19 protein-coding genes are annotated in these 18579 nt (G+C 66.5%); 16 read left to right on the plus strand and 3 right to left on the minus strand.

Annotated elements, in window-relative coordinates; genetic code table 11:
• Positions 1-19 precede the first annotated feature (19 nt).
• Positions 20-1777, minus strand: coding sequence for an SLC13 family permease (locus ACOGJC_RS03880; RefSeq protein ID WP_419847195.1), 1758 nt, complete (start codon positions 1775-1777; stop codon positions 20-22).
• A gap of 105 nt (positions 1778-1882) precedes the next feature.
• Here ACOGJC_RS03880 and ACOGJC_RS03885 point away from each other — a divergent pair, with 105 nt between their 5' ends.
• The 9 genes from ACOGJC_RS03885 (at position 1883) to ACOGJC_RS03925 (ending at position 11886) form a co-directional block, all read left to right on the plus strand.
• Entirely contained in the window at positions 1883-3598 is a 1716-nt protein-coding gene (locus tag ACOGJC_RS03885; protein WP_419847196.1) for a bifunctional sulfate adenylyltransferase/adenylylsulfate kinase, read from the plus strand.
• 52 nt (positions 3599-3650) lie between these two features.
• On the plus strand, positions 3651-4436 hold the full coding sequence (locus tag ACOGJC_RS03890) for a 3'(2'),5'-bisphosphate nucleotidase CysQ (RefSeq protein WP_419847197.1): 786 nt from the start codon (positions 3651-3653) through the stop codon (positions 4434-4436).
• Positions 4433-5161, plus strand: coding sequence for a 3'(2'),5'-bisphosphate nucleotidase CysQ (locus ACOGJC_RS03895; RefSeq protein WP_419847198.1), 729 nt, complete (start codon positions 4433-4435; stop codon positions 5159-5161). Before ACOGJC_RS03890 ends, ACOGJC_RS03895 begins: the two co-directional genes overlap by 4 nt.
• Positions 5162-5197: 36 nt before the next feature.
• Positions 5198-5857: an endonuclease NucS gene (nucS, locus tag ACOGJC_RS03900; protein WP_419847199.1), complete on the plus strand. Its 660-nt coding sequence runs from the start codon at positions 5198-5200 to the stop codon at positions 5855-5857.
• Between the two features lie 83 nt (positions 5858-5940).
• Complete coding sequence (locus ACOGJC_RS03905; protein ID WP_419847200.1) at positions 5941-7953, plus strand: VanW family protein; 2013 nt, start codon at positions 5941-5943, stop codon at positions 7951-7953.
• A 22-nt stretch (positions 7954-7975) separates the two neighbouring features.
• Positions 7976-9190, plus strand: a complete 1215-nt coding sequence (locus ACOGJC_RS03910) for a geranylgeranyl reductase family protein (protein ID WP_419847201.1) — start codon at positions 7976-7978, stop codon at positions 9188-9190.
• A 19-nt stretch (positions 9191-9209) separates the two neighbouring features.
• Positions 9210-10115 carry an SDR family oxidoreductase gene (locus ACOGJC_RS03915; protein ID WP_419847202.1) on the plus strand — a complete coding sequence of 302 codons (906 nt, stop codon included), beginning with the start codon at positions 9210-9212 and terminating at the stop codon, positions 10113-10115.
• Complete coding sequence (locus ACOGJC_RS03920; protein WP_419847203.1) at positions 10112-10792, plus strand: phosphatase PAP2 family protein; 681 nt, start codon at positions 10112-10114, stop codon at positions 10790-10792. The genes ACOGJC_RS03915 and ACOGJC_RS03920 overlap by 4 nt, the downstream gene beginning before the upstream one ends.
• Positions 10793-10806: 14 nt before the next feature.
• The gene (locus ACOGJC_RS03925; RefSeq protein WP_419847204.1) at positions 10807-11886 is read left to right on the plus strand and encodes a uracil-DNA glycosylase family protein; all 1080 of its coding nucleotides are present in this window, start codon (positions 10807-10809) and stop codon (positions 11884-11886) included.
• Here the strand turns inward: ACOGJC_RS03925 and ACOGJC_RS03930 are convergent.
• Positions 11849-12829, minus strand: coding sequence for an LLM class F420-dependent oxidoreductase (locus ACOGJC_RS03930; RefSeq protein WP_419847205.1), 981 nt, complete (start codon positions 12827-12829; stop codon positions 11849-11851). The genes ACOGJC_RS03925 and ACOGJC_RS03930 overlap by 38 nt on opposite strands.
• A 62-nt stretch (positions 12830-12891) precedes the next feature.
• On the opposite strand from ACOGJC_RS03930, the gene ACOGJC_RS03935 reads away from it, so the two are divergent.
• From ACOGJC_RS03935 to ACOGJC_RS03965, 7 genes are all read left to right on the plus strand, one after another.
• Positions 12892-14655, plus strand: coding sequence for a PHA/PHB synthase family protein (locus ACOGJC_RS03935; RefSeq protein WP_419847206.1), 1764 nt, complete (start codon positions 12892-12894; stop codon positions 14653-14655).
• Positions 14656-14733: 78 nt separating this feature from the next.
• On the plus strand, positions 14734-15045 hold the full coding sequence (locus ACOGJC_RS03940; protein ID WP_419847207.1) for a hypothetical protein: 312 nt from the start codon (positions 14734-14736) through the stop codon (positions 15043-15045).
• A gap of 128 nt (positions 15046-15173) precedes the next feature.
• Positions 15174-16079: a 3-hydroxybutyryl-CoA dehydrogenase gene (locus ACOGJC_RS03945; RefSeq protein ID WP_419847208.1), complete on the plus strand. Its 906-nt coding sequence runs from the start codon at positions 15174-15176 to the stop codon at positions 16077-16079.
• 9 nt (positions 16080-16088) lie between these two features.
• Complete coding sequence (locus ACOGJC_RS03950; RefSeq protein WP_419847209.1) at positions 16089-16451, plus strand: helix-turn-helix domain-containing protein; 363 nt, start codon at positions 16089-16091, stop codon at positions 16449-16451.
• An 89-nt stretch (positions 16452-16540) separates the two neighbouring features.
• On the plus strand, positions 16541-16711 hold the full coding sequence (locus ACOGJC_RS03955; RefSeq protein WP_419847210.1) for a hypothetical protein: 171 nt from the start codon (positions 16541-16543) through the stop codon (positions 16709-16711).
• A complete protein-coding gene (locus ACOGJC_RS03960) occupies positions 16708-17295 on the plus strand; it encodes a thermonuclease family protein (RefSeq protein ID WP_419847211.1) in 588 nt (195 codons plus the stop codon). The genes ACOGJC_RS03955 and ACOGJC_RS03960 overlap by 4 nt, the downstream gene beginning before the upstream one ends.
• 36 nt (positions 17296-17331) lie before the next feature.
• A complete protein-coding gene (locus tag ACOGJC_RS03965) occupies positions 17332-18165 on the plus strand; it encodes a ChbG/HpnK family deacetylase (protein ID WP_419847212.1) in 834 nt (277 codons plus the stop codon).
• Between the two features lie 17 nt (positions 18166-18182).
• Here the strand turns inward: ACOGJC_RS03965 and ACOGJC_RS03970 are convergent, their stop codons facing one another.
• Complete coding sequence (locus ACOGJC_RS03970) at positions 18183-18578, minus strand: hypothetical protein (protein WP_419847213.1); 396 nt, start codon at positions 18576-18578, stop codon at positions 18183-18185.
• Between the last annotated feature and the right edge of the window lies 1 nt (position 18579).

The following is an 18579-nucleotide window of genomic DNA, read 5'->3' on the forward strand; positions in this document are numbered from 1 at the left end:
CGCGCTACGAATTGGAGGGTCACGCCGCGGCAGCCACCAGGGTTGTGAGCAAAACCAAGGTCAGCAACGACATCGGCGCCCCTAAGCGGAGGTAGTCGGTGAAGCGGTAGCGGCCGGGGCCGTAGACCATGGTGTTGGTCTGGTAGCCGATGGGGGTGAGGAACGAGGCTGAGGCGGCAACAGCTACCCCGAGGGCCAGGGTGCGGGGATCCAAGCCGGATTGGGCAGCCGCCTCTAGCGCTACCGGGAACACCAGGGCCACCGCGGCCACGTTGGTGATGAGCTCGGTCAACAGCATGGTGGCGATCACAATGCCCAGCACCACGCCGGCGTCGCCCAGAAAGTCGAAGCCGGTGACGATGCCGTCGGCCAGGTCCTCGGCCAACCCCGCTTCGTCGAGCGCAGCCCCCAGCCCGAACGCAGCGCCGATGGTGATGAGCACGCTGAAGTCCACTGACATCCGGGCTTCTCGGGGGGTGAGCACCCCGCCGACAACCACCGCTCCTGCCGCGATCAGCGCCGCTTCCAGCACGCTCAATACACCGGCCGCGGGCAGCACGACCAACGCCACTACCGCCAGCAGCGCCACCGGGGCCCGCCGCGTGGCCCGAGGAGGCGATCCACCCAACCGCGACACCAGCAGGAAGTCGCTGTGGTTGCGCCACCGCTCGTCGAACCCGTCGGCGGCCAACACCAGCAGGGTGTCGCCAACCCGCAGCCGCACCTGCCCGAACTTGGCCTCCACCGCAGCGCCGGAGCGGTGGATGCCCACCACCGCCGCCTGGTAGCGGCCGCGGAACCCGGCTTCGGCCAACGTGCGCCCACTCAGGGGCGAGGCCGCCCCTACTACCGCTTCGAAGAAGGTGTGGTCGTCGGAGTCCACCGCCTCCAGGTGGGGATCCTCGGCCGAGACCAGCCCGGCCATGGCTTGAAGATCGACCACCAAGTCCACCCGCCCGGCGAAGGTAAGCCGGTCGCCGCCCCGGAGCACGAACGTGGGCGCAACGGGGGCGATGACCGTTCCCTGCCGCTCTACCTCCACCAGGAACACCCCTTGGAGATGGCGCAGTCCCCCGGCCTCCACCGACTGCCCATCGAACGCCCCCCGATCGGCCACGTACATCGACACCAGATAGGAGCGCCCTTCGCCGGTGGCCTCGGGATCGCGGCGGTCGGGCAGCAGCCAGGGGGCAGCGACAACGATCAACACCATCCCGGCGCCGGCCAGCGGCAGGCCGAATCGGGCCAACTCGAACATCTCCAACTCGTCTTGGCCCACCGATTGCAACAGGCCGCCCAGCACCAGGTTGGTGCTGGTGCCGATGGCGGTGATGGCCCCGCCCAAGATGGTGGCGTACGACAGCGGGATCAGAAACCGAGACGCAGCCCGGCCGTAGCGCTCGGTCCAACCTCGAACCGCAGGCACCAGCATGGCCACGATGGGTGTGTTGGCCAAGAATGCCGAGGCTGCGCTGGCCGGCGCCAGTAGCCGAATCAGCGCCACCCGGGTTTGAGACCCTCGATCCAGCATCCGGGCCACCAGGGGTTGAAGGGCGTTGGTCTTGGTTACCGCGCCGGCCACCACGTACAGCGCTCCAATGGTGAATGGAGCGGGGTTGGCGAAACCGCTGAAGGCCTCGTCAAAGTCAATCACTCCGAGCAGAAACAGCCCGCCAGTGGCCCCCAGCACGCCAGCGGCAGGCGAGAGCCGATTGCTGACGAGCCCGGCGCCCATAACCGCCAGCACCGCGACGGTGAGCACCGCATCGCTATCCATCCCAGAGAATGCTAGGGGTCGAGAATCGAGTTTCCCGCCCGCTTTGGGCGTGGATTGGCGGCTCGATGGCTCAAACGGTGCCGTCCTGCGATATGAAATACCTTCGTGGCTTCAAACTTGATTCAACCCCACGGCGGCGAGCTCGTCGATCTGCTGGTCGACGACGCCACTGCTGAGGAACTCAAAGCGGCATCGCGCGACCTTCCGTCCTTCACCCTCCAGCCTCGCCACTTGTGCGACCTGGAGCTGCTGTTGAACGGCGGCTTCTCTCCCCTGCGGGGTTTCATGGGCCAAGCCGATTACGAGCGGGTGTGCTCCGAAATGCGGTTGGCCGACGGGACGCTGTGGCCCATGCCCATCACCTTGGATGTGGACGCCAAAACAGCCGAGGCCGCCCAAGCCGCTGGGCGGCTGGCACTGCGAGACGTGGAGGGGGTCATGCTCGCCGTGCTCACTGTGAGCGACGCATGGCGGCCCGACACCTCAGCAGAGGCCGAGGCGGTATTCGCCAGCTCCGACCCCGATCACCCCGGCGTGGGCCATCTGATGCGCAGCACCGCGCCCATGTATCTGGGCGGGACGGTGCAAGGCCTCCAACTCCCCGTCCACTACGACTTCACCGAGCTGCGCCGCACCCCAGCCCAGGTGCGGGCCGCCTTCGATGCGGCTGGCTGGAGCCGGGTGGTGGCCTTCCAAACCCGCAACCCGATGCACCGGGCCCACGTGGAGCTCACCCGACGGGCCGCGGTGGAGGCCGACGCCAACCTCCTCATTCATCCGGTGGTAGGCATGACCAAGCCGGGCGATGTGGACCACTACACCCGGGGCCGCGTGTACCAGCACATCATCAAGCGCTACCCGGAGAACTCGGCCATGCTGGCCATGCTGCCCCTGGCCATGCGGATGGGCGGACCCCGGGAGGCGGTGTGGCACGCCATCATCCGCAAGAACCACGGCGTGTCCCACTTCATCGTGGGCCGCGACCACGCCGGACCGGGCTCCGACGCCGCAGGCAACCCCTTCTACGGCCCCTACGACGCCCAGGACATGTTGCAGGACTACACCGACGAGCTGGGCGTGACCATGGTCCCGTTCAAGATGATGGTGTACGTCCCCGACAGCGACAGCTACCACCCGGTGGACGAGGTGAGCGAAGGCACAGCTACCCTCAGCATCAGCGGTACCGAGCTACGTGACCGGCTGGCCTCGGGCGACGACATCCCCGAGTGGTTCAGCTACCCCGAGGTGGTGGCCGAACTGCGCCGCACTCATCCCCAGAAGTCCAAGCAGGGCTTCACCGTGTTCTTCACCGGGCTCAGCGGCTCGGGCAAATCCACCATTGCCAATGCGCTCATGTCCAAGCTGCTGGAGCGGGGCGGGCGGCCGGTGACCTTGCTCGACGGCGATGTGGTGCGCACCAACCTGTCGTCGGAGCTGGGGTTCTCCAAGGAGCACCGCGACATCAACATCACCCGCATCGGGTATGTGGCCTCGGAGATCACCAAGCACGGTGGCATCGCAATCTGCGCCCCAATCGCCCCCTACGCCGAGCCCCGGCGCCGCAATCGGGAAGCCATCTCGGCCAACGGCGGCTACGTGCTGGTGCACGTGTCCACCCCGCTGGAGGTGTGCGAGCAGCGGGACCGCAAAGGCCTGTACGCCAAGGCCCGGGCCGGGATCATCAAGGAGTTCACCGGCATCTCCGACCCCTACGAGGAGCCCATCGACGCCGATGTCGTTCTGCCCACCGTGGATCAGACACCCGACGAGGCGGCCCAGACCATCATCGACCACCTGGTGGCCGAGGGATATCTCGAATAGCCCGGCAACCAAGATGCTGCGCTCCGACAACTCGATTGGATAGCCGGCTGAAATGTCCCGCTCCGACGATCTGGCCCGAATTGCCGATGCGCTGGCCGCGGCCGCCGAAGCGCTGGAGCGGTTCACGCCCGGCGAGGTCGAGGCCGAGCTGAAGGACGGAGGCGATCCGCTGACCGCGGCCGACACCGCGGTCAACGAGGTCCTGGCCGAGGCCCTGCGGGGGGGCGACGAGGGCTGGCTGTCGGAGGAGACCACCGACGCCGGCGACCGGCTCGACCGCCGCAGGGTGTGGGTGGTGGATCCCATCGACGGAACCCGGGAGTTCATCGACGGCATCCCCGAGTGGTGCGTGTCGGTGGGGCTGGTGGAAGACGGCGTGCCGGTGGCCGGCGGCGTATTGAGCCCGCCCAACGGACACCTCATCATCGGATCGGACGAGACCGGGGTGGTGTGCAACGGCACCCCGGCCAACACGACACCCACCACCGACCTGCGGGGCGCGCTGGTGCTGGCGTCGCGCAGCGAGGTCAAACGGGGCGAGTGGGAGCGCTTCTTCTCCACGCCGATTGCGGTGCGGAACATGGGCTCGGTGGCCTACAAGCTGAGCCTGGTGGGCGCCGGACTGGCCGACGCCACCTGGACGCTGGTGCCCAAGAACGAGTGGGATGTGGCCGGCGGGGCCGCGCTGGTAAGAGCGGGCGGCGGGCGGGTGTTCGGGACCGACGGGGCCGATGTGGTGTTCAATCGGGCCGACCCGCTGATGGACGGCTTCATTGCGGTTGCCCCCGGCCTCAGCGACCAGGTGATGGATCTGCTCGAGATATCGCCGAGGCCGTGAACGACCATCAACTTGCCGCTTGGCTGGCCACCGAGGCCGGAGAGCGGCTGGTGAACCTGAGGGCCGAGATGAGCGGTCAGCGTCTAGCCCCGTTCGCGGTGGGAGCTCGAGGCGACGCCGCCGCCCATGAGTTCATCGAAGATGCCCTGAACGAGCACCGTCCCGACGACATGGTGCTGTCGGAGGAGTCGATGGACGACCGCCGACGGCTTCAGCACCACCGGGTGTGGATCGTGGACCCGCTGGACGGCACCCGGGAGTTCTCCACCCCGGGCCGCACCGATTGGGCGGTCCACGTGGCTCTGGTGGCCGACGAGATCCCCATCGCCGCGGCAGTCGCCCTCCCCGCCCAAGACATCACCTTGGCCACCGAGCCGGTTCCCCCCACTCCAGAGGCTGCCGCCCCTCCTCGGGTTATCACCAGCCGAAGCCGCCCCGGCCGTCTGTCCCGGCACATCGCCGACGCCATCGGGGCCGAGATCGTCCAGTTGGGCTCAGCCGGGGCCAAGGCCGCCGCGGTGATCCGAGGCCAGGCCGAGGTATACGCCCACGCCTCCGGGCTACATGAGTGGGACTTGTGCGCTCCCGCCGCGGTGGCCGCAGCCGCTGGGCTTCATGTCTCACACCTCAATGGGTCGGAACTGCGGTTCAACCAGTCCGACACCTATGTGTCGGATTTCGTGATCTGCCACCCCGAATTCGCCTCTGCCGTCATCGCCCGGTGATACCCACCGCTTTCTCCCCGTAGATTGGGAGTCGCTGTGAGATTGGTGATCGCCCGATGCTCGGTGAACTACGACGGACGGCTGGCCGCGCACCTGCCCGAAGCAGTGCGGCTCATCATGGTCAAAGCCGACGGCTGCGTGGCCATCCATGCCGACGGCGGGGCCTACAAGCCGCTGAACTGGATGAACGCCCCCAACCGGTTATCAGAAGACGACGGCGTCTGGACGGTGGTCAACCCGGCCGGCGAGAAGCTGACCATCACCATCCACGAGCTGATCTCCGACACCGCCCACGAACTGGGCCACGACCCCGGTTTGGACAAAGACGGGGTAGAGGCCCACCTCCAAGAGCTGCTGGCTGCGTCGCCCGAGGTGCTGGGAGACGGATTTCGGCTGGTGCGCCGGGAGTACCCCACCGACATCGGCCCGGTGGATCTGCTGTGCCGAGACACCGACGGCCGCGCCATTGCGGTGGAGGTGAAGCGCCGCGGCGAGATCGCCGGTGTGGAGCAACTCACCCGCTACCTCCAGTTCTTGAACCAAGATCCGGCCCTGGCACCGGTGCGCGGAGTGCTCGCGGCCCAGGTCGTCCGCCCCCAGGCCCGGGCCTTGGGCGCCGACCGAGGCATCGAATGCGTGGAGATCGACTACGACCTGCTCCGGGGCATCGAGCCCGACCAGACCAAGCTGTTCTGAGACGCTGTTCTGAGTCCGACCATGTTCGCTGCCTGGCCTGAACCCGATCGGCAACTTGATCCCACTACCATCCGATAACCGGCATGGATCCGCATCCCCCCCTCCGCCTGCGCCGACCTCCCCGTCCCCTCTGGGTCTGGGCCCTCATGGTCGCTCCGGTGGTGCTGTTGGCCATCTGGCTGATCTTTTGGCTGGTGGACTCCACCAGCAACGACGACAAGACCCCCCGAGGCCTGAAACTGGAAAGTGCGACCATTCCCGACGTCAGCATCGACATCGGAGGGCTGAGCGAGGACGACGTCACCGGTGTGGTGGTCGAGCTGGCCGAGGGCTTCCAGCAAACTCAAATAGAGATCGCCACCCCCACCCAGACCGTCACCGTCACCGCCCGACAGGTCGGACTGGCGGTCGATGTGGAGGGCACGGTGGCGGCGATAATGGCGCTGGACAGCGACGAGAGCAACCCCATCGGCTGGACCGCCTCATTCTTCGAGACCTCTCAGTCAGAACTGCTATTCGAGTTGTCCACCGATGACAGCCAGATCGCCAAGCTGGAGGCCGATCTGCACCAACCACCGGTCGACCCCACCATCGTGCTGGCCAACGGCCTATTCCAAGTGACTCCGGGTGTGCCCGGTGAAGTGGTCAGCCTGTCCTCGGCACTCCCCCAATTGCTGGAGGCGGCGAAACGCGGCACCAGCCCCCTGATGGCCGAGGCCGACGTTCGCCTCATCCCGTACGAGGTTTCCGACACTGCGATAGAAACAACCGCCGCCTGGATAAATCGGCGCACCGAACAGGGCCTGTTGGTGACGGTCGAGGAAGTTACCAAGCGGGTGCAGCCGGCCCAGCTTCGATCGTGGCTGATCCTCCACAACGACAACGACGAGTGGAGCTACGAAATCGACCGCCAGATACTGGAAGACGACTTGGCCGAGCTTTTCGTGGAGGTGGCCACCGTGGCGTCCGAGCCTGTGCTCACGGTGATCGACGACACGCCAGTGCTGGTCAGCGAGGTGCCCGCCCTCATCTGCTGCGATGAGTCGGCCTACCGCGAGGTGCTCTTGGCCCTGGAAACCGAGCTTCCCGCGGTGGAATTGGAGCTGCGGGAATCCGACAAGATCAACGACCAGAGCTGGCTGGTCGAACGGGGAATTGTGGAGTTGACCGGCCGGTTCACCACCAACTACACCCCGGGCCAAGACCGGGTCTCCAACATCCACCGAATCGCCGAGTTGATCCAGGGGGCGGTGGTCTATCCGGGCGAGACGTTCTCGGTCAACGAATACGTGGGTGAGCGCACCGAGGAGAAAGGGTTTGTGTCTGCGGGGGTGATCTACGCGGGCGTGTACGACAAGGACGTGGGCGGGGGCATCTCCCAGTTCATCACCACCCTGTTCACGGCCACCTTTAACGCGGGAATGGAGTTCCTCGAGTATCAGGCCCACAGCATCGACATCGAGCGCTATCGGGAAGGGGTGGACGCCACCATCTCCTGGCCGAAGCCCGACTTCAAGTTCCGCAACCCCAATCCCTACGCCGTGCTCCTGTGGCCCACGGTGACCGACGACAGCGTCACCGTGAGCGTGTACTCCACGGCCTATGCCGAGGTGGAGTGGACCAACCGCTATGACACCCCGCGCCGGTTCTGCACCGTGCGAACCACCGAGCGCAGCCGAACCTACTCAGACGGCACCGTGCTGCGAGACTCGGTGTTCGCTCTCTACCAGCCTCGAGAGGGCATCAACTGCGACGGCGTTTGCACCTCCTCGGTGCTGCCCTTCGACGCCGACGGCGACGGCGAGGTGGAATACGACGACGATGGCATTCCCGAGCTGTGTGTCCTCCCAGAGGACTGCACCGACACCCACGCGCCGGTGGACGTCGACGAAGACGACAGACCCGATCTCTGCACCATCGCGCCGCCGGCCCAAGAGGGCGAGGAGAGCGAGACGGGCGAGCCGGCTCCCGAGGAGGGTGAGCCGGGGGAAACCACCCCTGAAGAAACCGCGCCCGAGGCGACCCTGGCTGACGACCCCGAGGCGACACCGGGCCAGACCCAGGCTTTAGACCCCGAGCAAGGGCAAAGCACATGATCCGGTCGAGCAAATCGAACAAATGAGCCGAACGTGGGACGCCGCCGTCGTGGGGGCCGGGCCGGCCGGCTGCGCGGCGGCCATCACCCTGGCCCGGGCCGGAAAACGGGTGGTGATGGTGGACCGGGCTCGCTTCCCCCGACCCAAGGCGTGCGGCGACGGCCTCACCGCAGGGGCGTTGCGGCTTCTAGAGGGCTTGGGGCTAGACCCGACCCCCATCTCGACGTGGATGCCGGTGGAGGATGTGTGCATCCGGTCGCCGTCGGGCCGCACCGTCGAGTTCCCCCTGCCCCGGGGAGGCGGGCAGTTCGCCGCGGTGGTGCCCCGGGCCGAGTTGGACAACGCCCTGGTGGAACAGGCCAAGTCAGAAGGCGCTGAGCTGATGGAGGGGGCCAGCTCTCAAGGGGTGCTCGAAGAAGACGGCCATGTCGTGCTGGATGTGGAGAATATCGGGGCGATGCACGCTCACTACGTGATCGCCGCCGACGGGATGTGGTCGCCCACCCGCAAGTTCCTGGGTCTGGCCCATGACGGCTACCGGGGCGACTGGCATGCGTTCCGCCAGTACTGGTCGGGGGTGGACCCCTCAGCCAGCCGGGCTTTGTGGGTGTGGTTCGAAGAGGAGATCCTGCCCGGCTACGTCTGGTCGTTCCCTCTGCCCGACGGTCGGGCCAACGTGGGGTTCGGCGTGCGACGGGGCGGCCCGGTGGCGGTGGGCGAGATGGGCAAGCTGTGGCGGGAGCTGTTGGAGCGGGACCACATCCGGGCCGTGCTGGGCCACGGCGCGGCCCCCGAGACGTCCCATCGAGCTTGGCCCATTCCCGCCCGCATCGACAAGACCCCGCTGACCGCCCAGCGCACCATGTTCGTGGGCGACGCCGCGGCGGCCACCGACCCCATGAGCGGCGAGGGCATAGCCCAAGCTCTGCTCACCGGCATCGGCGCGGCCAACGCCGTGCTCAACGGCGGCGGCGCCGATCAAGTCATGGCCAACTACCGCCGCTTCGTGCGCCGGGAGCTGTTCGCCGACCACCGCATGGCCCGCCGTCTGGGCCGTGTCCTGGCCACCCGCCCCGGCGCCCGGGGAGCGGTGCGCATCGCCGGCCTCACCCCCTGGACCCGGCGCAACTTCGCCCGCTGGCTCTTCGAGGACTACCCGAGGTCAATCATCACCACCCCCCGCCGCTGGCACCGCAAACCCCTCACCACCCCCGGCGCTTACCGTTCACAACGCTGATCGTCGTAACCTTCCATTCATGACATTGAGCTTTGACAACCGGGTGGCGATCGTCACCGGGGCCGGAGGCGGACTGGGGCGCCTGTACGCGCTGGAGCTGGCCCGGCGGGGGGCTCGGCTGGTGATCAACGACCTGGGCGGATCGGCCTACGGCACCGGGGCCAGCGAGGGGCCGGCCCAGAAGGTGGCCAACGAGATCAACGGCGGCGGCGGCGAGGCAGTGGCCGATACCAACTCGGTGGCCACCACCGAGGGCGGGGCGGCCATCACCGCCACCGCAATGGAGGCGTTCGGCCGGGTAGACATCGTGATCAACAACGCCGGCATCCTGCGGGACAAGACCTTCCACAAGCTGGAGGACGAGCAGCTTCACCCGGTGCTCGCCGTGCATCTTCGGGGGGCGTTCAACGTCACCCGGCCGGCCTTCGTGCAAATGAGAGAGCAGGGCTACGGCCGCATCGTGTGCGCCACCTCCAATGCTGGCGTGCTGGGCAACTTCGGCCAGTCCAACTACAGCGCGGCCAAGATGGGATTGGTCGGGCTCACCAACACGCTGGCCCTGGAGGGGGCCAAGTACAACATCAAGGCCAACTGCATTGCGCCGGTGGCCACCACCCGCATGACCGAGGCCATCTTCGGCGAGGAGATCAAAGAGGCAATGAACCCGGAACTGGTCACCCCGGTGGTGTGCTTTTTGGCCCATGAAGACTGCCCGGCCTCCGGCGAGGTGTACTCCGCGGCCGGCGGCACCGTGGCCCGGTTCTTCATCGGCCGGACCCCCGGCTACTACAACCCCGACCTCACCGTGGAGGACGTGGCCGAGAACTTCGAGCAGATCCGCGACGAATCCGGCTACAAGGTGCTGAACGACGCCAACCACGAGGTAGGCGTGGCCTACAAGACGATCCGGGCAGCCCGCGAATGACCGCTGACGAGGCCGAGCGCCCCGAGGAGGCTCCCGACGCGGCCGACCCGCTGGAGGACCTCGAAGACGAGGACCTCGACGATGTGGCGTTCTTCAGCGAAGCCCCCGACCAGGAGATGCTTGACGAAGAAGCGTTCGAGGATGAAGTCCCCGCAGACACCTCGGCGGCTATCGAGGCTTTCGACGAGGCCGTCGAGCAGCTTTTCGCCCGCCTGCGGGGCAACCCAGTGGCCGATCGGGTGTTCTATACCGCCTCGGAGCTGGGCAACTTCAGCATCCTGTGGCACGCCCTGGCCTGGGCGGGAGCCACGTCCAAGAAGGGCCGGCGCCGGGCGTTGCGGGTGTCGGTGGCCCTGGCGGTGGAGTCGGCACTGGTCAACGGGCCAATCAAGTCGGCCTTCAACCGCTCCCGCCCGCTGGCTGAGCACGACCACCCCCACCGACTTCGCCAACCCCTCACCAGCAGCTTCCCCAGCGGTCACGCCAGCGCGGCGGTGGTAGCCGCCGCGCTCTTGTCCGAATCCCGACACCGGCGCTGGCCATTTTGGGCAGCCGCCTCGGTGGTGGCCGCTAGCCGGGTCCACGTGCGTATTCACCACGCCTCCGACGTGGTGGTCGGGGCCCTGGTGGGCGCGGTGATCGCCCGGCTGTTCAAGAAGATCTGGCCGCTGCGCTAGAGGACAAGAGAGTTATGGCCGATCGAGCCACCGTCAGCGTCTACGAACAGCGGGCTGCTGAATGGCGAGCCGAGCGAGTGCCCAAGTCCACCTCGGCGGTTGAGGCGTTCGCCGCCCTCGACCGCCCCGCCGGGGTCACCGCCGACCTGGGCTGCGGCCCTGGATGGCATACCGCCGCCCTGCCCGTCCCGGCGCTGGCCATCGACGCGGCCAAGTCGATGCTGGACATGGTCCCCGACCACGCCCCCGATGCCCTGAGATGTCGGGCTGATCTGGCCGCGCTACCCGTGGCTACGGGGTCGTTGGCCGGAGCGTGGGCGTCGCGCAGCTATGTCCACCTCGACCGCCGCCATGTCCCGCTGGCTCTGGCCGACCTGCACCGGGCTCTGGCTCCCGACTCCCCCGTGGAGCTTCACATCTTCGAAGGCGATGACGATTTCGAGCCGTTCTCCGACGACGACTTCCCCGGACGACGCTTCTCCCAGTGGCCTCAAAGCTGGATTACGCCCCTCATGGAAGGGGCCGGGTTCGCTCTCGACGCCCTGGAGCGTTTGGACCGGCCCCCCAAAGTGGCCACCCTCATCGTCAAGGGCCGCCGAGCCCGAACACTGCCCGACACCGTGGGACCGGATATGGGCCTGTTGATCTGCGGCCTGAATCCCAGCGAGTACGCGGCCGACGCTGGCGTGGGGTTCGCCCGGCCCGGCAACCGGTTCTGGCCCGCGGCGCTGGCCGCCGGCCTGGTGAACGCCGACCGGGATCCCCGGCGGGCGCTCATTGACCACGGCGTGGGCATGACCGACTTGGTGAAGCGGGCCACCCCCCGGGCCGACGCACTCACGACTGAGGAATACCGCCACGGCCTCGACCGGTTGGAGTGGCTCGCGGGGTGGCTCAAGCCCGCCGCCATCTGCTTTGTGGGACTGGCCGGCTGGCGGGCCGCAGTGGATCGAAAGGCCCAGGCCGGACCTCAAACCCAGGAACTCGGAGGCCGCCCGGTGTATGTCATGCCCTCCACCAGCGGCGCGGCCGCCGGCTACCGGCTAGACGACTATGTCATCCACCTCCGGCAGGCCGCGGCGCTAGCGACCTGACTGCCTCCCACGGGTCGATCCCGCCTAGGGGCATCACCATGAGCGACGACGTTGTGGCCCCGTTATCGAAGTAGCGGTCGATGTGCTTGCGGCACTCCTCGGGGGTGCCGTTCACGATGAGGTCGTCCACCACCTGCTCGGGGATGGCCTCCAGCGATCCGGCCCGATCCCCGGCCGCCCATCGCTCCCAATGCTCGGCCAGCAGGTCACCCCGGCCCAACCACTGGTGGAAAGCCCGATAGACCGGCACGTTGAGATAGCCGGCCACTGCCCGCCGCCCCTGGGCGATCACCGTCTCGCGGTCGGGGTTGGGGCACACGAAGATGCGGGCCACGATCTCCTTGTCGGGCCCCTGGGCGTTGACGATCTCGCTCACCCGGGCGGTGTCATCGGCCGACAGCCAGTTGATGATGGCCCCGTCGGCCTCCTTGCCGGCCAGCGTCAGCATCTGAGATCGCAGCGCCGCCACCAAGATGGGGGGCGGATCGGGAGGAACCAATCCCAGCCGAAACCCCTGCACCGAGAAGGTCTCATAGTCGCCGCTCACCTTCTCTCCGGCCAGGGCCGGCTTGAGGAATCGCACCAGATCGCGTACCCGCTGATAGGGCGTCTCGAACGGGATCGAGTTCCACCGCTCCACGATCACATCCGAGGAGCTGCCCACCCCCAGTAGAAAGCGCCCCGGCGCCAGCGACGCCAGCGTGGCCGCCGACTGGGCCAACAGCGCCGGACCCCTGGTGTAGGCCGGGACGATAGCGGTTCCCAAGCGAAGCGTCGGCGCCCACTGCGAGGCCAGTACCAAAGGGGTGAAGGCATCATGGGAGTTGGACTCCGACGACCACACGTCGGTGTATCCCAGTTCGACCAGCTCGGCCATCTGGACCGCCTGCTGGTCGAGGGGTCCGAACAGCGGAACCGTCATCCCGTCACGTCGTGAAACCATGCGGCAACCCTAGGACTTTTGGGTGAGGGTTCCGCCAAACTTGCTTGATAAAGTTCCCAACCGTGAGCGAAGAGGTTGAGGCGGGGACTATCGGGGCAACCGCTGGCGAGTCCGACGTCCTCGACCCCAACTGGGTGGGCGACCAGATCATCGACACGCTCGATCCGGTCTATTTCGCCCGCACTCTGGTCAACGCGGGCATGAAGGCCGCGGCCAACCCGGTAGGGGTGGGCACCGCTCTGTTGAAGGCAGCCGCCGGGGCGATGAAGGTGGGAGCGGCCACCATGGCCAAGGCGGCCAAGACCGCCGACCCCGAGGCCCCCGCACCCATCCAGCCCCAGCCCAAGGACCACCGCTGGTCGTCCAAAGCGTGGCAGGACAATCCCTACTTCTTCGGCCTCCAGCAGACCTATCTGCTGACCAGGAACTTGGCCGACGACCTCATCGACGCCGCCAACCTGGACGAAGCCGATCACCGCAAGGCCAAGTTCGCCGCCTCCTTCGCCTTCGACGCCCTGGCGCCCACCAACATGCTGCTCACCAATCCCGACGCATTGGCCAAGGCGGCAGCCACCGGTGGGGCCAGCGTGGTGAAGGGCGCCTCCAACATGCTCCACGACCTGCGCCACAACGACGGATGGCCGTCGAAAGTGGACGACTCGGGGTTCGAGCCGGGGCTGAACATGGCCATGACTCCCGGCAAAGTGGTGTATCGCAGTGACCTCATCGAGCTGATCCAGTACGAGCCCCAGACCGACCAGGTTTATGAGACCCCGTTGCTGTTCTGCCCTCCATGGATCAACAAGTACTACATCATGGACTTGGCCCCGCAGAAGAGCTTGATCGAGTGGGCGGTGCAGCACGGCCACACCTGCTTCACCATCAGCTATCGCAACCCCGACGGGTCGATGCGCGACACGAGCTTCGAGGACTATCTCCGCCAAGGCCCCCTCGACGCCCTGCGGGTGGTGCGGGAGATCACCGGCCAGGAGAAGGTGAACACCGTCAACGTGTGCCTGGGGGGCACACTCACCGCCCTGGCCATGGCCCACGGCGCGGCCACCGGCGATGAGCCGGTCCACACCGCCACGTTCTTGAACACCCTCACCGATTTCTCCGACCCCGGCGTGCTGGGGGCGTTCACCGACGAGCCCACGGTGGCCGGGCTGGAGCGCAAGATGGCCGACCAGGGATACCTGGAGGCCAGCGAAATGGCCCGCACCTTCGACGCCATCCGGGCCAACGATCTGATCTTCCAATACGTGGTGAACAACTGGCTTTTGGGCGAGGATCCCCCGGCATTCGACCTGCTGGCCTGGAACAACGACAGCACCCGGATGCCAGCCCGCATGCACAGCAGCTATCTGCGCCGGTGCTATCTCCACAATCAGTTCGCCAACGACGCCTTCGAGATTGACGGCACCATGCTGCACCCCGCCGACGTCAAACAGGACGCTTACGTGCTGTCGGCCATCGACGACCACATCGTCCCGTGGACGGCGGCCTACCGCACGGCCACCCTGCTGGGCGGCCACAACCGATTCGTGCTCAGCACTTCAGGGCACATCGCCGGCATTGTCAACCCGCCCAGTCCCAAGGCCCGCCACTGGACCAACGACCACATCGTGGATTCGCCCGAAGAGTGGCTGAAGGGCGCGGAGCAACACCAGCAAACCTGGTGGGAGGACTGGGCCCAATGGATCAGCGGGAGGGCCGGCGACAAGGTCGATGCTCCCAAGCAACTCGGCAGCAAGTCCCATGCGCCGATGGATGACGCACCGGGCCTCTACGTGAAGATGCGCCCTGGCGACGCCGTCTCAGCCTGATCGATTGTCTCCGCAAATTTCTCCGAAAAAACACCCGTTGAATTGCCGATCAAGCCTTTGCTAAGTAAAGTAAGCAACATGACCGACGTCAAAGAAATCACCGAAGCCGTGCAAGAGCAGGTGCTGAGCGCCCTCAAGATGGGCCAGACCGCCATCGTCGAAGGTGTCCGCACCTTCACCGATACGGTGGGCAGCATCACCCCCGAGAGCCTGAAGCTCGACTCCGTGCCCGGCCTTGACTCCCTGCCCGATCCCAAGGAGCTGATGAGCGTCAGCTTCGGGTTCGCCCAGGAACTGCTCAACACCCAGAAGGAGTTCGCCCAGAACTTGCTGGCCGCAGCGACCGCCAACGGCGCGGCCCCGGCGCAGCCAGTTTCCAAGAAGAGCTGATTCCCCCCTCAGCTCTCTCTTAAGCAAACGGGGCCGGTCACTGACCGGCCCCGTTTTATTTTTCTAACATTTGCGTACTATCCTGAACAACCACATGGGGCCGTCTGAATAGGCGGTGGGAGGGAATAATGAGCACGGAAGCTGGCGCGCTGCCGCCACAAGAGTTCGAATCGCCTTTAGAGCCGATCAACAAGGTTGGAGTGATCGGCGGCGGGATAATGGGATCGGGCATCGCTGAAGTGTGCGCCCGAGTCGGCTTGGACACCCTGGTGATTGAGGTGGACGACACCGCAGTCGGCATCGCCCGGCAGTCGATCGAGAACTCTCTGAACAACGCAGTCTCACGCAACAAGGTGCCGGCCGCGACTCGAGACCTGGCTTTGGACTCCCTCAGCTTCAGCACTGACATGGGCGACCTGGCCGACCGGGATATGGCGATCGAGGCCGTCATCGAATCGCTGGAAGAGAAACTGTCGGTGTTTCGGGCCATGGACAAAGTGATGGCCCCAAACGCCATCTTGGCCACCAACACATCCTCCATTCCCATCATCACCCTGGGTTCCATCACCAGCCGGTCAGAGATGGTGCTCGGCATGCACTTCTTCAACCCAGCACCGATACAACCCTTGGTGGAGCTGGTGCGCTCGCTGGGCACGTCGTTGGAGACCATCGACCGGGTCGACCGCTTCGCAGTGGAGGTGCTGGGCAAGCGGGTGATCCGCTGCCGGGACCGAGCCGGGTTCGTGGTCAACCGTCTCCTGGTCCCCTACCTGCTCGACGCCATCCGTATGTTCGACGAGGGCAAGGTAAGCGCGGCCGACATCGACAGCGGGATGATGCACGGCTGCGGCCATCCTATGGGCCCGTTGTCGCTCTGCGACCTCATTGGGCTGGACACCATCGAGGCGGTGGCCGACGTGCTCTACGAGGAGTTCAAGGGCTCCCACAATGCCCCGCCCCCATTGCTCCGCCGCATGGTGGCCGCTGGCCATCTGGGCCGCAAGACCGGCAAGGGCTTCTACGAGTACGACTGAGGCCGAACCATGGATCAATCCGCCGTAGAAGCATTCGGAAGCTACCTCCGCAGCCAGCGCAAGCTGGCTCAACTCACCCTGCGGGAACTGTCCGACCTCGCCCAGGTTTCCAACCCCTACCTCAGCCAGCTGGAGCGAGGACTGCACCAGCCATCGGTGCGGGTGATCAAGTCGCTGGCCACCGCGTTGAACCTGTCGGCGGAGACCCTCTTGGCCCAAGCCGCCGGCATCGACGACGCCAACGGCGAGAACCCTGGCGGTGTAACCGACACCGAGGCCACCATCAGAGCTGACGCCAGCCTCTCCGATGAGCAGAAAGCGGCGCTGCTCGAGGTGTACCGCAGCATGACCAGCGGCGGCCAAACCCAATAACGCAATCCTTTCCCCACTTCAGAGGCATTTCCTGAAGAATTCCTCCTCTTCCCGGTCCAAACTGTCACTCCCACCGGGATACTGGAAGCATGAAGCAACAGCTCACGCTTTTGGAGGCACCGCCAGACTGGCGGATCGATGAGCGCACCAAAGAGATCGGGCGTCGGGGCCTAGCTCAAGCCAGAGCTGCCTTGCAGAGCCACTCCCCCGCCAATCTGCCGTCACCCACGCCCTCCGACGACATCCCCCGTGCTGCGTGAAGCCGCCGGCTGCCGCCCCATCCGGGGCGACCGGGTGGACCGCGGCCGGGCTGCTGGCCTGCGGACTTCTGGCCGCTGCCGGCTGCTCGTCCAGTTCAAGTGGGTTCATCGGCCAAACCGTCAGCCCCACTGAGCCAGCAGCGGGACTTGTGGGGGCATCGGCCATTGTGACCGAGGTGGTCGACGGGGACACGGTGATAGCAGAGGTGGCCGACCGCACCGAGCGAGTGCGCCTGATCGGCATCGACACTCCTGAGGCCACCGGCGGGTTCTTGCCGGTCGAGTGCTTCGGCGACGAGGCCACTGCCTTCACCAAGTCGCTCCTGCCGCCGGGCACCGAGGTGCGCCTCACCCGCGACGCGGAGGCCCGCGACCGCTACGACCGCCTGCTGGCCTACATCCATCGAGCCGATGACGGCCTGTTCGTCAATCTCGAGATTGCCGCCAACGGCTATGCCGAGGCATTGATCATCAATCCCAATACCATCCACGCCGGTGCCTTCTACGCGGCCGCGGCCGCGGCCCGGGAACAGGGATTGGGGCTGTGGGATGCCTGCGGCAGCGCCGATGTCGTCCTTGAGTGACCGCCTCTGGGTGCTAGGGGCGATAGCTTTCGAGTAGTGAGCGAGCTATTGGAACGCTTGGGCGGTGCCCCCCAGGGTCGAGCCCTCATCATCACCTGCGACAACCTGGGTCAATCCCATGCGGCAAACGCGGCCATTGCCGAGTGCTTGGACATCGGGGTGGCCACCGCGGCCAGCCTGATGGTGCCGTGCCCATGGGCCCGGGATGCCGCTGGACGCTTCGCCCACACTCCAGTGGGGGTCGATCTCACCCTCAACGCCGAGTTCGACAACTACCGGTGGGGACCCATCACCCAGGCACCGTCTCTGTTGGACGGCGATGGCGGATTCCCCCGCACTCCGGCTGATTCTTGGGAGCACGGCGACCTCGACGAGGCTCACCGGGAGTGCCGAGCCCAGATCGAACGAGCCAGCCAGTGGGGCAGCGACTTGACCCATCTGAGCCCCCACCTGGACACCCTGCTCATGCGCCCCGAGTTCTTCGATGTCTACTTGGAGCTGGCCGTGGAGATGGCGCTGCCCATGCGCCTCGGGGGAAGCGATCAGGAACGTCGGGCTGGCTTCCCGTTCCGCCGCCTCGCCGCCGACGCCGGTGTGCTGGCCCCCGACCACCTGGTGCAGGTACGTGCCCGTCCCGCTCGGCGGACCCTGGAGGAGGCGTTAGAGAATTTAGAGCCCGGCGTGACCGAATTGGTGGTATCGCCGGCCATCGACACCCCCGAACTACGGGAGATGGACCCGGGCTGGCTCAGCCGGGTAGAGCAGTACCTGTTGGTCGCCCACGACCCGTCGCTGCGCACTGCTGTCGAGCGCTCTGGCGCACGGATGTTGACTTACACCGACCTCCGCGACGCCCAGCGCCGGAACTGACCAAGCCGACGCTGAGTCTAGAAATCCGTGTACTCGCCCAGGGCCGACCGGAAGTCGTCGTACTCGGCTGAATCCAAAAGCGGGCGCAGGCCGAACACCCAGCGGGCGTAGTCACCTTCCAGCTTCATCCGGCCGGTCATGTAGGCCAGGTCGGGGTGATCGCCTCCGGAGACCTCGGCTTTTGCATCGGCGTACTTGTAGATGATATTGACATCGGCGTCGGCCAACTTGCCCGAGGTCATCTCCACTAGCCGGCCACCGCGGATAACGGCGTGGTAGCGGACCTTCCCGTCGGGTGCGCCGGTCACCTCGAAATTGGCCGAGCAATCTACTCCCGGCCGCTCTGGCCAGCCCGACGCCGCCTCCAGATTCAATCCGAACCAGTCATCGCTGAGGAATCGGGCCCGCTCCATA

Source organism: Candidatus Poriferisocius sp. (genome assembly GCF_965204015.1).
GTDB lineage: Bacteria > Actinomycetota > Acidimicrobiia > Acidimicrobiales > Bin134 > Poriferisocius.

Excerpts from the sequence above, each read along its gene's own strand:
- ACOGJC_RS03940 (WP_419847207.1), top strand. The coding sequence starts at position 14,734 with ATGACCGACGTCAAAGAAATCACCGAAGCCGTGCAAGAGCAGGTGCTG.
- ACOGJC_RS03890 (WP_419847197.1), top strand. The coding sequence starts at position 3,651 with ATGTCCCGCTCCGACGATCTGGCCCGAATTGCCGATGCGCTGGCCGCG.
- ACOGJC_RS03905 (WP_419847200.1), top strand. The coding sequence starts at position 5,941 with ATGGATCCGCATCCCCCCCTCCGCCTGCGCCGACCTCCCCGTCCCCTC.
- ACOGJC_RS03970 (WP_419847213.1), bottom strand. The coding sequence starts at position 18,578 with ATGGAGCGGGCCCGATTCCTCAGCGATGACTGGTTCGGATTGAATCTG.
- ACOGJC_RS03930 (WP_419847205.1), bottom strand. The coding sequence starts at position 12,829 with ATGGTTTCACGACGTGACGGGATGACGGTTCCGCTGTTCGGACCCCTC.
- ACOGJC_RS03880 (WP_419847195.1), bottom strand. The coding sequence starts at position 1,777 with ATGGATAGCGATGCGGTGCTCACCGTCGCGGTGCTGGCGGTTATGGGC.
- ACOGJC_RS03950 (WP_419847209.1), top strand. The coding sequence starts at position 16,089 with ATGGATCAATCCGCCGTAGAAGCATTCGGAAGCTACCTCCGCAGCCAG.
- ACOGJC_RS03945 (WP_419847208.1), top strand. The coding sequence starts at position 15,174 with ATGAGCACGGAAGCTGGCGCGCTGCCGCCACAAGAGTTCGAATCGCCT.
- ACOGJC_RS03910 (WP_419847201.1), top strand. The coding sequence starts at position 7,976 with ATGAGCCGAACGTGGGACGCCGCCGTCGTGGGGGCCGGGCCGGCCGGC.
- ACOGJC_RS03915 (WP_419847202.1), top strand. The coding sequence starts at position 9,210 with ATGACATTGAGCTTTGACAACCGGGTGGCGATCGTCACCGGGGCCGGA.
- ACOGJC_RS03955 (WP_419847210.1), top strand. The coding sequence starts at position 16,541 with ATGAAGCAACAGCTCACGCTTTTGGAGGCACCGCCAGACTGGCGGATC.
- ACOGJC_RS03925 (WP_419847204.1), top strand. The coding sequence starts at position 10,807 with ATGGCCGATCGAGCCACCGTCAGCGTCTACGAACAGCGGGCTGCTGAA.
- ACOGJC_RS03920 (WP_419847203.1), top strand. The coding sequence starts at position 10,112 with ATGACCGCTGACGAGGCCGAGCGCCCCGAGGAGGCTCCCGACGCGGCC.